Annotated in this window: 13 protein-coding genes; 3 read left to right on the forward strand and 10 right to left on the reverse strand. The window is 71.0% G+C overall.

Annotated features, from left to right (window positions below; all coding sequences use genetic code 11):
- From ABZS61_RS30620 to ABZS61_RS30630, 3 genes are all read right to left on the reverse strand, one after another.
- Positions 1–1,350 carry a polysialyltransferase family glycosyltransferase gene (locus ABZS61_RS30620; RefSeq protein WP_356428336.1) on the reverse strand — a complete coding sequence of 450 codons (1,350 nt, stop codon included), beginning with the start codon at positions 1,348–1,350 and terminating at the stop codon, positions 1–3.
- Between the two features lie 3 nt (positions 1,351–1,353).
- Complete coding sequence (locus ABZS61_RS30625) at positions 1,354–2,319, reverse strand: glycosyltransferase family 2 protein (protein ID WP_356428338.1); 966 nt, start codon at positions 2,317–2,319, stop codon at positions 1,354–1,356.
- Positions 2,320–2,447: 128 nt separating this feature from the next.
- Entirely contained in the window at positions 2,448–3,092 is a 645-nt protein-coding gene (locus tag ABZS61_RS30630) for a TetR/AcrR family transcriptional regulator C-terminal domain-containing protein (protein WP_356428341.1), read from the reverse strand.
- Positions 3,093–3,130: 38 nt separating this feature from the next.
- On the opposite strand from ABZS61_RS30630, the gene ABZS61_RS30635 reads away from it, so the two are divergent.
- A complete protein-coding gene (locus ABZS61_RS30635) occupies positions 3,131–4,555 on the forward strand; it encodes an FAD-dependent monooxygenase (protein WP_356428343.1) in 1,425 nt (474 codons plus the stop codon).
- A gap of 18 nt (positions 4,556–4,573) precedes the next feature.
- Positions 4,574–5,032 (forward strand): MarR family winged helix-turn-helix transcriptional regulator, encoded by a 459-nt coding sequence (locus ABZS61_RS30640; RefSeq protein ID WP_356428346.1) that lies wholly within the window; start codon positions 4,574–4,576, stop codon positions 5,030–5,032.
- A 24-nt stretch (positions 5,033–5,056) separates the two neighbouring features.
- Here the strand turns inward: ABZS61_RS30640 and leuE are convergent, their stop codons facing one another.
- Together leuE and ABZS61_RS30650 are read right to left on the reverse strand one after the other, a co-directional pair.
- Entirely contained in the window at positions 5,057–5,716 is a 660-nt protein-coding gene (gene leuE, locus ABZS61_RS30645; RefSeq protein ID WP_356428349.1) for a leucine efflux protein LeuE, read from the reverse strand.
- Positions 5,717–5,876: 160 nt separating this feature from the next.
- Positions 5,877–7,466, reverse strand: a complete 1,590-nt coding sequence (locus ABZS61_RS30650; RefSeq protein WP_356428351.1) for a methylmalonyl-CoA mutase family protein — start codon at positions 7,464–7,466, stop codon at positions 5,877–5,879.
- A gap of 227 nt (positions 7,467–7,693) precedes the next feature.
- Between ABZS61_RS30650 and ABZS61_RS30655 the strand changes: the two genes are divergently transcribed.
- Positions 7,694–8,572 carry a L,D-transpeptidase family protein gene (locus ABZS61_RS30655; protein WP_356428354.1) on the forward strand — a complete coding sequence of 293 codons (879 nt, stop codon included), beginning with the start codon at positions 7,694–7,696 and terminating at the stop codon, positions 8,570–8,572.
- Between the two features lie 201 nt (positions 8,573–8,773).
- Here ABZS61_RS30655 and ABZS61_RS30660 read toward each other — a convergent pair whose 3' ends face one another.
- The 5 genes from ABZS61_RS30660 to ABZS61_RS30680 all read right to left on the reverse strand — a co-directional run bounded on the left by ABZS61_RS30660 (position 8,774) and on the right by ABZS61_RS30680 (position 12,948).
- Positions 8,774–9,853, reverse strand: a complete 1,080-nt coding sequence (locus ABZS61_RS30660) for a hypothetical protein (protein WP_356428357.1) — start codon at positions 9,851–9,853, stop codon at positions 8,774–8,776.
- Positions 9,853–10,536: an RNA polymerase sigma factor gene (locus tag ABZS61_RS30665; protein ID WP_356428360.1), complete on the reverse strand. Its 684-nt coding sequence runs from the start codon at positions 10,534–10,536 to the stop codon at positions 9,853–9,855. The genes ABZS61_RS30660 and ABZS61_RS30665 overlap by 1 nt, the downstream gene beginning before the upstream one ends.
- Positions 10,537–10,833: 297 nt before the next feature.
- Entirely contained in the window at positions 10,834–11,427 is a 594-nt protein-coding gene (locus ABZS61_RS30670; protein WP_356428363.1) for a hypothetical protein, read from the reverse strand.
- Between the two features lie 112 nt (positions 11,428–11,539).
- The gene (locus tag ABZS61_RS30675) at positions 11,540–12,046 is read right to left on the reverse strand and encodes a hypothetical protein (RefSeq protein WP_356428366.1); all 507 of its coding nucleotides are present in this window, start codon (positions 12,044–12,046) and stop codon (positions 11,540–11,542) included.
- A gap of 74 nt (positions 12,047–12,120) precedes the next feature.
- Positions 12,121–12,948, reverse strand: a complete 828-nt coding sequence (locus ABZS61_RS30680) for a DUF4328 domain-containing protein (RefSeq protein ID WP_356428369.1) — start codon at positions 12,946–12,948, stop codon at positions 12,121–12,123.
- Positions 12,949–12,978 lie beyond the last annotated feature (30 nt).

Raw genomic sequence — 12,978 nt, forward strand, 5'->3', positions numbered from 1 at the left:
TCAGAGTCCGAGGCTGCTGCGTGTGCGCCGTACGGTGCGGCGCAGCCGGACCGCCGCTCCTCCGGGTCCGCCGCCGCCGGGCAGGAGGAGCTTCTGCAGACGGCGGCGCTTGAAGTAGTGCTGGGTCGTCGCGTCGAGCCCGCCGCGCAGCCACGACTCGGCCTCGCCGCGCAGTGCGGGGTGGAGGCCGGACTGCATGCAGTAGCCGACCGTCCGGACCAGTGGTGCGAGGGTGTCCGGGGCGGTGGAGGACAGCTCAGGGACGGGCTCGCTCCCCTGCTCGTCCAGATCGGGCACGAGGTGGTCGACGATGGTCAGCGGGATGCGGTTGCTGTTCTCGTACGGGGTGATGCGGTCCAGGACGAGACGGGTGCCGACCCGGGCGACGGGGATGCCGTAGTACGCGGCGGCCGTGAACATCGCGGTGGAGAAGCAGCCGACGACGAGCGTGGGTGCGCACCGTTCGTAGAGCGTCTCGGCGAGCAGCGGGCTGTCCAGTGTGCTCAGGCGCACCCCCGCGGCGGCTGCCGCGTCGTCCAGGGCCCGGGAGTAGCGGGCCGGTGCGGTGGGGTGCGGCTTGAAGAGGATGGAGGTGTGACCCGCGCGTGCCGCACCGCGCAGCATGCGGATGTGCAGGTCCTCCTCCTCCTCGGGCGTGAGGATGTTCAGGGCGGCGAGGTACTGCCCCAGGAGTACGGCGGTGGGTGCCTCGGCCTCGACCGCCGCGAGCCCGCGGTCGCCGTCGGCCGCGCGGGCGATCTCGCCGAGGACCTTGCGGAAGGCGTCGTCCGGTACGAGTTCGGGCTCGACGCCGGCCTCCGCGAGCAGCAGCGGCTTCAATCCGGTCACCAGGTCCAGGTGGAGCACGCGCTGGATGCGGCAGGCGATCGACACCGGCACCTTGTTCCGGGTGGGCCCGTAGCTCATCAGGCCGTCCGCGTACACGTGCAGCGCGCTCTCGGCGAAGATCGCCGCCAGTGCGCGGGCCGGGTTGACCTGGATGGATTCGACGGCCAGGTCGACGGGGTCCTGCGGGGGGATCCCCCAGGCGAGCCGGAAGGCGCGCTGCCACAGCTCGGTCTCCTCCGGGCGGGGGCCCCAGCCGCTCGGGTGGTGAGGGCTGATCGCCTCGTTCCAGTCGACGACGGAGTCGAAGCGGGCGGCGATGTCTCCGTAGCCCCGCATCTCCGCCAGCTGGAGGGCGGTTTCGGGGATCTCCGCGTTGTTGGAGACGAGCAGGATGCGGTGGCTGTCCCGGCCGGGTCCGAACCGGCCGGCGTCCAGGGCTGCCGCGAGCGTGGCCGCCCCGTACAGGGTGGAGACCTGGAAGATCTGGGTGCGTGTGGGCATGGGTCAGGCGGCCTTCTGCTTGTCACGCAGGCGGTTGAGCAGGGTGCTGCGCCTGGTGTCCATCATCGTCAGGGTCGTGTCGAGCACCGGCTGCGGCATGCGGTGCAGTGCGGCGGTCGACTCGTGGCGCAGCCGCCGGGCGGTGGCGGGGTCGTACACGTCCGCCTTCTCGTTGTGGAACGCGATCATCGCGCAGTAGGTGCGGACCGCCTTGGGCAGAAGGAGTTCCGCGTCCCGGTCCTGGCCGATCTCCTCGACGAGCGCGTCGTAGGCGGGGAAGAAGTCGAGCTGCCGGGAGTCCTTGATCTGGGTGAGGGACGTGGTGACTCCGCGCCGGTAGAAGATGCCGTAGAGGCCCAGGGCGGCGTAGGTACGGGCGTGCAGGTGGAGCCGCCAGATGAACAACCGGTCCTCGGCGGTGCGCAGTTCGGTGGCGAACCGCAGGGTGCCGTCCTCGAAGAGCCGCCGGTGGTAGATCCCCGCCCATACGAACGGGTAGTCGACCATCGTCTCGCGCTCGGGGGCCGCGATGCCCTCCCGCGGGTCGAGCACGGTGTCGCGGAGCCGGGCCGGCGCGCGGCGCACGACACGGCTGGTGCCGGTGGACTGCACGTGGTCGGTGCGGGCGAAGTCGCAGTCGAGTTCCTGCGCGGCGTGCAGCAGACGGGCGAGGTGGCCGGGCGCGTACCAGTCGTCGCCGTCGAGGAAGGTGACGAAGTCGCCGCGGGCCGCGTCGATGCCGCTGTTACGGGCTGCGGCGATGCCCACGTTCGTGCCGTGCCGGATGACCTCGGCCTGCGGAAGTCTCTCCGCCCACCGGTCGATGACGGACGGCGTGTCGTCCGTCGAGCAGTCGTCGACCAGCAGGAACTCCACATCCGGGCCCGCGTTGCGGGCCAGGCTGCTCAGCGCCGCGTCGGCGAAGGCCGCGACATTGTGGAAGGGAACGACGACGGACAGGTTCGGCACGCGGGGACTCACCTTCGATCTTGGTCCACACACGCTAATGAGTCACGTCGAGGAGCGGGTGTCCTCCGGCCCGACGAGCGGTGAACTCTGGGCATCCGCGTGATGACCGGCCTCGGGGGCGCTGCGCCTCACCGCACCCCGTAGCGCACCTCGATGCCCGCGACGATGATCCACAGGCCGTCCTGGAAGCGCTCGTCGTAGCCGGCGAAGATCTCCGCGCCGGCTGCCGCGGCGAGCGGGAACCGCTCCATCCGCTGGGCCCGCTCGCCGATGTCGAAGCCCTCCCGGCGCTCGTCCGGCATCGGCTGGACGCCCTGCTCCTCGGTGACGAAGCCCATCGTGTACGAGTACGCGGTGATGCCGGCCCGTACCGCCTGCCGCAGTTCGAAGCCCGCGCCGACCATGGTCCGCAGATGGGTTTCGAGTCCTTCGGCATGGTCGGTGCCGGTGAACCTGGCGCCGCTGTAGACCTTCGCGCCGTCCCGGTAGCGCAGCAGCGCGGCACGCAGACCGCTGTTGTACGCGACGAGCTGCCGCTGCCAGGTGTCCGCGGCGGGGCCGGGCAGTTCCTCGTCGAGCATCCGCCGGTACATCACGGTCGCCATCTCGTCGAGCAGCGCCTGCTTGTCCTTGAAGTGCCAGTACAGGGCCGGGGCCTTGACGTCCAGCTCCTTGGCGATGGCGCGCAGGGTCAGCCCGTCGAGGCCCACCTCGTTCAGCAGGCGCAGCGCCGTGTCGGCGACTCGCGCCCTGTCGATCTTCGTCGTACCCACCTTGACAATTTAACAGCGTTAAGCGCAAACTCCGAACCATGGAACTTAACAGCGTTAAGGAAACTGAGGTGCTGATCGTCGGCGCCGGCCCCAGCGGCCTGGCCCTCGCCTGCGATCTGGCACGCCGAGGTGTGCGCACCCTCGTCGTCGAGCAGGCCGCCACGCTCTTCCCGGGCTCACGGGGCAAGGGCATCCAGCCGCGCACGAGGGAGGTGCTCGACGACCTCGGGGTGGGCGAAGCGGTGCGCACGTACGGCGCCGCCGCCCCCGTCGGCATGACATGGCGCGACGGCGAGCGGCAGGGCCCGTACGACATGTTCCGCCGCGCGGCACCGACGGAAGCGGAGCCTTACGGGGAACCGTGGACGATGCCGCAGTGGCGGACCCAGGAGATCCTGCTCGCCCGGCTGCGCGAGCTCGGCGGCGACGTCACCTTCTCGGCCGCCCTGGCCGGCCTCGCCCAGGACCCCGACGGAGTCACCGCCGAACTGTCCACGGGCCCGGTGCGCACGTCCTACCTGGTCGCCGCGGACGGCGGGCGCTCCACGGTCCGGCGCACGCTCGGCATCCCGATGAACGGCGAGAGCGTCGACCCCGCCCCCATGCTGGTCGCCGACGTCCGGGTGGCGGACACGGCCCTCGACCGGCTGAACTGGCACATCTTCATCGGCGACGCGGGCTACACCACACTGTGCCCGCTTCCCGGAACAGCCGACTTCCAGCTCGTCGCCCAGTTCAAGCACGGCGAGCCGGACACCTCGCCGGAGGCCGTACGGGAGCTTGTCGCCGCCCGCACCCACCTCGACCCGCAGGACGTCACCGAGGTGCGCTGGTGCTCGGACTTCCGGCCGCGCGCCGCACTGGCCGAGCGCTTCCGCGCGGGCCGCGTCTTCCTCGTGGGTGACGCCGCCCATGTCCACTCCCCGGCCGGCGGACAGGGCCTGAACACCAGCATCCAGGACGCGTACAACCTCGGCTGGAAGCTCGGCCAGGTCCTGCGGCACGGCGCGCCGCCCGCACTGCTGGACAGTTACGAGGAGGAGCGGCGCCCCGTGGCCGCCGACATGCTGGGCCTCTCGACCCGGATCCACCGGGGCGAGCAGGAGCGCGGCGCCGCCACCCAACAGCTGGGTCTCGGCTACCGCGAGGGCCCCCTGTCCCGCGGCCGGGCCGGCCTCCTGGAAGCCGGGGACCGGGCACCGGACGGGCCGGCGGGCGACGGGCAGCGCCTCTTCGACGTGTTCCGGGGGCCGCACTTCACCCTGCTCGCCGTCGGCACCGACGCCGGACTGCCCGCGCCCGGCGGTGCGTTGCTGCGCTGCCACCGGGCGGCGGCCTGCGAGGCCTACGGCCAGGGCCTGTTCCTCGTCCGCCCCGACGGCTACATCGGCTGGGCCGGCGACGACACCTCGGGGCTCGCGGAGTACGCCGCGACCATGGGCCTTGACCTCAAGCTTGATTGAGGTCCTACGTTCGGGGACATGGACTACTCACATGACGACGCAGGACTCGCACGGCAGCCCATCGGCTACTGGAGCTGGGCCGCCCACGAAGCGACCGTGACCCACATCCGGGCCGCCCTCGCCGAGCACGGTCTCACCCAGCCGCCCTGGTGGGTGATCAACCAGCTGGTCGACGCGGACGACGAGGGACGGCCCCGCGCGGAGGTGGTCGCGATGCTCCGCGGCTACCTGCACGTCGGGGACGGACTGGAGCCCGAGATCGACACCCTCGTCGCACGGGGCCTGGTCACCCAGGACGACACCACCCGCCTGCGGCTGACCGCCGAGGGGCACGCGCTGCACGACAAGGTGTACGAACGGGTCGGCCGGGCCAGGGCGGAGATCCACGCCGGTATCCCGGACGAGGAGTTCGTCGCCGCCCTCAAGGTGCTCCAGCGCATGATCCACAACGTGGGCGGCAAGGCATGGCACCACTGAACGCCCGGGGCGGCCCCGGCCCGCTCAGACGCCGCTGAGGGTGAGCTTCGCCGCGAAGCCGAGGAACAGCACACCCGCCACCGAAGTGGCCCCCGCCGACAGCCGCTTGCGGCGGCGGAACGCGGTGGCCAGGCGGGTGCCGCCGAATATGAGCATCGAGAGGTACAGGAAGCTGCCGATCTGCAGCAGGACACCCAGCAGCAGGAAGGACAGGGCCGGGTAGGCGTAGCCCGGGTCGACGAACTGCACGAAGAAGGAGATCAGGAACAGGATGGCCTTCGGGTTGAACAGGCTGACCACGAGCGCCCGTCGGTAGGGACGCTCGACGGCCGTGGCGGGCGACGGGCCCGCCTCGGTCAGCTCGGCGACCCGCTGATGACGCTCACGCCACGTCGACACGGCGGCCCTCAGCATTCCGATGGCCAGCCAGGTCAGATATCCCGCACCCGCGTACTTGACGACGGCGAAGAGCAGCGGCGTCGTCTGCAGCAGGGACGCGGCGCCCATGGCGGACAGCGTCATCAGGACGGTGTCCCCGGTCCACACGCCCGCGGCGGCCACATAACCGGTCCGCACACCGCGCCGGGCGGCGACGGACAGCACGTACAGCGAGTTCGGCCCCGGCAGCAGAATGATCAGCACGAGGCCGGCGAGATAGGTCGGAAGATCGGTGACACCTAGCATGTGGGGAGTCTCGCATGCGGGTACGACACTCCGGTTAGGCAGTCCGGAATATGGCACTCCGGACTGCGCCGGACCGGACTACCGCGGACCGGTCCGCGGACCGGTCTGTCCACGGGTGGCCGATCGGCAGGAGAGCACCCGAGAGGGCGGACCCCTCCGCTCAGAACGCGTCCGTCGGGACGTACGTCCCCCAGACCTCCCGCAACGCGTTGCAGACCTCGCCCACCGTCGCCCGCGCCCTCAGCGCGTCCTTCATCGGATAGAGGACGTTCACTGTGCCCGCCTCGCTCCCCGCCGCCTCCTTCAGCTCGGCCAGCGCCGCGTCCACCGCCCCCTGGTCGCGTTCGGCCCGGAGTCTCGCCAGCCGGGCAGCCTGCTGGGCCTCGATGGCCGGATCGACGCGGAGGGGTTCGTACGGCTCCTCCTCGTCGAGGCGGAAGCGGTTGACTCCGACGACGACACGTTCGCCGCTGTCGGTCTCCTGCGCGATCCGGTAGGCGCTGCGCTCGATCTCGCCCTTCTGGAAGCCGCGTTCGATGGCGTCGACCGCGCCGCCCATGTCCTCGACCTTGAGCATCAGTTCCAGGGCTGCGGCCTCGACGTCGTCGGTCATCCTCTCCACGACGTACGAACCCGCGAAGGGGTCCACCGTCGCCGTCACGTCCGTCTCGTACGCCAGGACCTGCTGGGTGCGCAGGGCCAGGCGGGCCGACTTGTCGGTGGGCAGGGCGAGGGCCTCGTCGAAGGAGTTGGTGTGCAGCGACTGCGTGCCGCCCAGTACCGCGCCCAGGCCCTGTACGGCGACCCTGACCAGATTGACCTCGGGCTGCTGGGCGGTGAGCTGCACGCCCGCGGTCTGGGTGTGGAAGCGCAGCATCAGCGACTTGGGGTTCTTCGCGCCGAACTCCTCCCTCATCACCTTCGCCCAGATCCGGCGCGCGGCACGGAACTTGGCGACCTCCTCCAGGATCGTCGTGCGGGCCACGAAGAAGAAGGAGAGGCGCGGGGCGAAGTCGTCCACGTCCATGCCGGCCGCGACGGCGGTACGGACGTACTCGATGCCGTCGGCCAGGGTGAACGCGATCTCCTGCGCGGGCGAGGCGCCCGCCTCCGCCATGTGGTAACCGGAGATCGAAATGGTGTTCCACTTCGGGATCTCGGCCCGGCAGTACTTGAAGATGTCGGCGATCAGCCGCAGCGACGGCTTCGGCGGGAAGATGTAGGTGCCGCGGGCGATGTACTCCTTGAGGACATCGTTCTGGATGGTGCCGGTCAGCGCGTCCGCCGGGACGCCCTGCTCCTCAGCAACCAGCTGGTAGAGCAGCAGGAGGAGGGCGGCGGGTGCGTTGATGGTCATCGAGGTGGAGACCTCGCCCAGCGGGATCCCGCCGAACAGGACGCGCATGTCGTCGATGGAGTCGATCGCCACACCGACCTTGCCGACCTCACCGGAGGAGATCGGGGCGTCCGAGTCGTGCCCCATCTGGGTGGGCAGGTCGAACGCGACCGACAGGCCCGTGGTGCCGTGGGCGATCAACTGCCGGTAGCGGGCGTTCGACTCGGTGGCCGTGCCGAATCCCGCGTACTGCCGCATCGTCCACGGGCGGCCGGTGTACATCGTCGGGTAGACCCCGCGCGTGAAGGGGTACGCGCCCGGCTCGCCCAGCTTCTCCGGGGCCTGCCAGCCGTCGAGCGCGTCCGGCCCGTACACCGGCTCGATGGGGAACCCCGACTCGGACTCACGCGTCATGTCGTCCTGCGCCTCCGCTCAAGCCACTGTTCGGCCACCGACGTCGCCACCGACGTGCCGGGTCGGGGGTCCGGGCGCCGGGACCTTGCTCACAGCACGCTCCGGGGCCTGGACTCACCTTCCCCATCATGCGCAGGATTCGGCAACCGGGCAGGACGGCAATCCGTCTCATGAGATATCCGCGCCATGAGATACCGGGAAACAATGGGCGAACCAGGGGGACGAGGATGAGACGCATAGGTACGAACAGCCGTGCAGGCAGAACGCGCACGGCGGCAACGGCATTCGTCGGCGTCCTCTCCCTCGCCCTGCTGACGGCGGGCTGCAGGGCCGAGACGGTCGGCGCCGCCGAGCCTACGGCCGCACCGAAGGCCCCCTCGACGGCCGCGAGCCCCGCGGACGACGCCAAGCCGAGCAGCCCGGCGACTCCGTCCTCCCCCGAGGCGAAGCCGAGCAAGAAGCCCGCACCACGACCGAAGACCCTGATGTCCGTCGGAGACCGGAGCAAGCAGGTTCGGGAGCTCCAGGCCCGGCTGCGCCAGATCGGCCACTTCGACCGCAGCCCCACCGGGTACTACGGCACCGCGACCGTCGCGTCCGTGAAGTCCTTCCAGGGCAAGCGGGGCCTGTCGCGGACGGGGAGGACCGACACGGTCACCTGGCAGCGGCTGGTCGGGATGACGCGGAAGCCGACCGCCCAGGAGCTGGATCCGCCGACCGACAGGCCGGCGGCCGAGCCGGACGCGCGGTGCATGACGGGCCGGGTCCTGTGCATCAGCAAGAACAGCCGCACCCTGTCCTGGATGATCGACGGCCGGGTCGTCTCCTCGATGGACGTGCGGTTCGGTTCGCAGTACACGCCCACCCGTGAGGGCACGTTCTCGGTGTACTGGAAGTCCCGTCACCACGTGTCGACCATCTACGACTCGCCCATGCCGTACGCGATGTTCTTCAGCGGGGGCCAGGCGGTGCACTACTCCTCGGACTTCGCGGCCCGCGGCTACAGCGGAGCCTCTCACGGCTGCGTGAACGTCCGGGACGAGGGGAAGATCGCCTCGCTCTTCGCCCAGGTGAGGAACGGCGACAAGGTCGTCATTTATTGGTAGCGGCTTCAACCAAAAAGAGGGCGCGGGCGGGACCGGGGGAACGTGTCCCGCCCGCGCCGGATGCGCCGAGCCGAAGGTACGGGGGGAACCCCGGCTCAATGCGCGGCCGATGACCAGTCGGCTCACTTACTACTGCGTCAGGGCTTCGAAAAACGTCACACTTGTCGGCCGGGGACCACTCCCGGGCGGCATCCGCGCAGGTCAGCGGGCAGATGAGGCGGCGTCGGTCGACGATGACCGCATGTCCGAGCCGTCCTGCGGCTCGTCCTGCGCGGGCGGCGTACGGAAGGAGATCGACGGGAGCGAGCCCTCGGAACCGTCTCCCGGGTCCTTGCCGCCTTCGCCACCGTCCGGACCGTCCCCGCCACTGCTGCCGTCCCCGTCGAGGAGGCGGTCGCAGAAACGGTCGAGGTTGCGTTCGCCCTTGGCCAGCCGGATGAGCCAGCGCTCGCTCGCGGCGCTGAGGGTTCCCTCGCGGTAGGCACGGCAGGCCCGGACGGACCTCTCGTACAGTTCACGGGCCTTCTCGGAGTCGGTGCCGTCGGAACCGACCGGGCCACCGGAGCCGTCAGGTGTCTCCCGGCCGGCCCCACCACCCTCGGAGCCGTCCTGGTCCGCGCTGCCGTCCCGGTCGCCGTCGCCCCGGTCCGTACCGCTGCCCGTTCCGCTGCCGTCCTCGCCGGCCGGCCCGTCGCCCGGGTCCGTTCCCGTGGCCGCCCCGCCGGGTGTCCCGGAAGCGTCCGGAGAGGCGGGCGAACCGGACGGCAGGGGCGAGGGCCTGCCACTGTCGGGCAGCTCGGCCCCCAACTCCTCCGGGGAGGCCGCCGATACGGACGTGGCCGGGACCGGGGAGAACTGGCCGCCGAACGGCGCCGGGAGCACACCGGTACCCGCGGCGACCGCCACCCCGCCGAGCGCGCACCCGGCGAGCGAGACGGCGAGGCCGTAGCGCACGGGCCGGCTCCAGCGCGGGCGCCGGGACGGGGCGGAGCGCGTGGCACCGATCCGTACGGCGTGCAGGGCGTCCTGTTCCCCCGCGATTCCGGCTCTCACCGCGCCGTCCCGCTTCCTGGCACGGGAGGTCTCGCGGAAAGCGGCCAGCACGGTCGCCTCACCGGGCAGTTCGGCACCGGAAGGGCGCGGGGTACGCGCGGACCGCAGCGCGGCCTCCAGCCGCCGGGCCTCGTCGCGGGCGTGATCGTCGACGGGCTCCACGGATTCGCCACGGAGCAGAATCTCCGCCGCGTCCGCGTCAAGCCACTCGTACTGCTCGTCGGCCATCACATGTCCTTCTGCGTCCACGGACGCGAATGCGTCACACCGGCGGGCGCCGCCACACCGTTGCGGGCGGGGCGCTGCGCGGGCACGGCACCGAGTCCGGTACCCGCCGCCGGAATCTCGTCGTCCGGGCCGTCGTCCGCGCCGACCAGCTCCGCCAGCCTCTTCAGTCCCCGGTGGGCCGCCGTGCGCACCGCACCGGGACGCTTGCCGAGTGTCTGCGCGGCGCTCTTCGCATCCAGCCCGACCACCACACGGAGCACGACGGCCTCGGCCTGGTCCTGCGGAAGCTGGGCGATGAGCGAAAGAGTACGGCCGGTGCCCAGCGACTCCAGCGCCTCGCCCGCCGTATCGGACTCGGCGGCCTTCCCGGCCAGCTCGGTCTCGTCGCCGCCGATGGCGGGCCGTCGGCCACGCATCCGGATGTGGTCCAGCGAGCGGTTGCGCGCGATCCGGGCGGCCCAGCCGCGGAACCGGTCGGCATCCCCGCTGAATCGGTCGAGGTCACGCGCTATCTGCAGCCAGGACTCCGAAGCGACGTCCTCGGCGTCCGGTTCCCCCACCAGCGTCCGTATGTAGCCCAACAGGCGCGGCTGCACAGCGCGGTACACAGTACGGAAGGCGTCCTCGTCCCCGTCCTGCGCCGCGAGCACCGCGGCAGTCAGCTCCGCGTCGTCCCCCAGCACTCCCTCAACCCGCCCTGCTGATTTGAATCGCAGCTGGTCACCACTGCTGCGCCACTCTGCGCGACTCAGCACGCTACGTGGTCGGACGGTGCCACGTCCATGACTTGTACAACCCGCAACTGTCTCCTGACGCAGCGCGGTGTGACAGAAAACGCACCCACGGCGCTGAGATGAGTACGGGGTCGCACTGCGGCCCCGTGGAAGACGACCGGGGCCTCTCCTGTGGGGGGTGGCGGCCCCGGTCGTCGTCCCCTCTCTCCTGTCCCCGGATTTCTCCTGTCCTCGGGCGCCGCAGAGTCAGACCCGGCCGCGCGCCCTGCGTGACATCACCGCACGCAGCACCCGCTGGCCCTCGGTCGACAGATCGAGCGCGCGGCGCAGGCCCGCTCCGCCGCCCACGGTTCCCGCGGTCTCCGCGAGGGTCTCCAGGATCTCGATCTGGCGGCGGACCTCACCCGCGACGAGCGGCCCGCTGCCTTCGAGGTCGCCGCTACGGCAGCGCTCCAACTGCTCGGCGCCACCGGCGGCCGGGAAGTCGAACGCACGGTGGATGTCCAGCGCGACGAGCGAGCAGGCGTCGGCCCACGCTCGCAGGGGCGCCGCGGCGAATTCGCCGGGCGCGGCAGCAAGCATCGCGCGGACACGGATCGCGGGGGTGTCTCCGGCCGCGGGCGCGTCCTCCGCCCCGGCGGCATCGCTGTCCAGCGCCGCACGGACGGCCGCGAGCCGCGTGGCCCACTCCTCACCACTCCCGCAACTCGCCCAGAGCGGGCGCAGTGGCTCCGGTTCACCGCCTCCGGCCGGGGGCGGCAGGCAGCGGTCCAGGCATGCGAGCCCGCTCGCCGCCAGCCCTCGCTCGTCGGCAAGAGCGATCAGCTCCAGCAGGCTCATCGGCGTCTCCCCTCGGTCAGGACACAGCGGGACGCTGTGCTTCCTGTTACCGCGTACTGCGCCAGATGGCTGAAAAGCGTCACTCTCGCGACACGGGAGAACACGCTGAGACTCAGTCAGACGGGCTCTCGATGCCCAGACGGTCCAGAAAAGCGAAGAAAAGCGGCTCGGCGAACGACTCGGGATGTTCGACGCGCAGGAGTTCGAGCAGAGGTCCTTCGAGGACGCCGCGGCCTGATTCCGACGCCCACTGGACTGCCCGGGCGGCCGCGTCCTCGGGCGGCAGGAACAGGTCCTCGAGCGTGATGCCCTCCGGACCGAGATGCGCGGCCATGGGTGCCCGCCCCAGACAGGCGTACCAGGATCCGCTCAGCGGCGCCGCCGCCTCCACGACCACGCAGGCACTGTTCATGACGAACCCGAAGAGGACGGGCGCCCGTAAGGACGCGGCCAGTGCGGCCATGGAGCCGAGGGGCGGCTCGCTCGGGTGGGACCAGACCTGCCAGCCGTCCGCCCGGTACTGCCGCAGGGTCAGCCGGTCCGCCACGTACCGCAGTGCCGGGTGGCCGGAAAGCGGCTCACCGCTGCGGCCCACCAAGTAATAGCCCCAGAAACCCACATCGCGCTCCCCCCGCGGTCCGGGGTGCCATTCTGCCCGGCGGACGCGCCGGGGAAGCGCGAAATCGGGTCAACTCAGGACGGGACGGCACCGGTTGCCGCCGGCTCCGCGTGCGGGTACGGACCGAGGGCCGCCCGCTCCCCCTGCATCGCGGTCAGCCGGCGCACGAAGAGGATCGCGAGGACAGCGGCGACGATGTCGAGCACGTCGGAGGCGACAGCCAACCCGGCAGCGTCCACGATCTCCTGCGGTGCATCGGCCTGCTCATATCTCCGGGTGGCATAGCGGACGAGGACAAGGTTGATCACCCATGCCGTCCACCAGAGATTCAGTGGTGCCTGGGAGACGGGGCGCCGACTGCCGTCGGTGTGGGTGAAGCCGCTCGCCGCCCAGATCCCGGCGGCGATCCGGCGCGGCAGCCAGAGGTTGCCGATGGGGACGAACCAGGCTCCGATCGCCCAGCCGGGCTTCATACGCTGCTCATCCGCGTCGAACACCTCGGCGTTGAGCCGGACCCGCTGGAACCAGAGGATGAAGAGGACAGCGGTGGCCAGCATCACCAGGCTCTGCAGGGCGCCCGCCGCGCCGTACAACACGTTGGCGTAGGCCTGCGCGTCGTTGGTGACGTACACGCGGTCGGCGAACATGGTCGAGGTGTATGCGTTGCGGACGATCAGTCCGGCGCCCACCGCTATCAGGTCGGTGGCGATGACGATCCCGAGCAGGACGACGACTGCCCTGCCTAGCCCGACGGGCGATCGCAGCCGGTGCCACGTTTCCTGCGTCGGTCCCGGAGTAACGGAAACGGGCCTGTCCTCCGGTGAGGGATACAGCGCCGCACAGCGGGTGCACAGACCGTCGGCGGAGGCGGCGGGTCTCGTACGGCATGTGGTGCACAGCATGAAGTGAACCCCCCAGGATTCGTCGGGAAC

The sequence above is a fragment of the Streptomyces sp. NPDC005566 genome (genome assembly GCF_040605575.1).
Classification (GTDB): domain Bacteria; phylum Actinomycetota; class Actinomycetes; order Streptomycetales; family Streptomycetaceae; genus Streptomyces.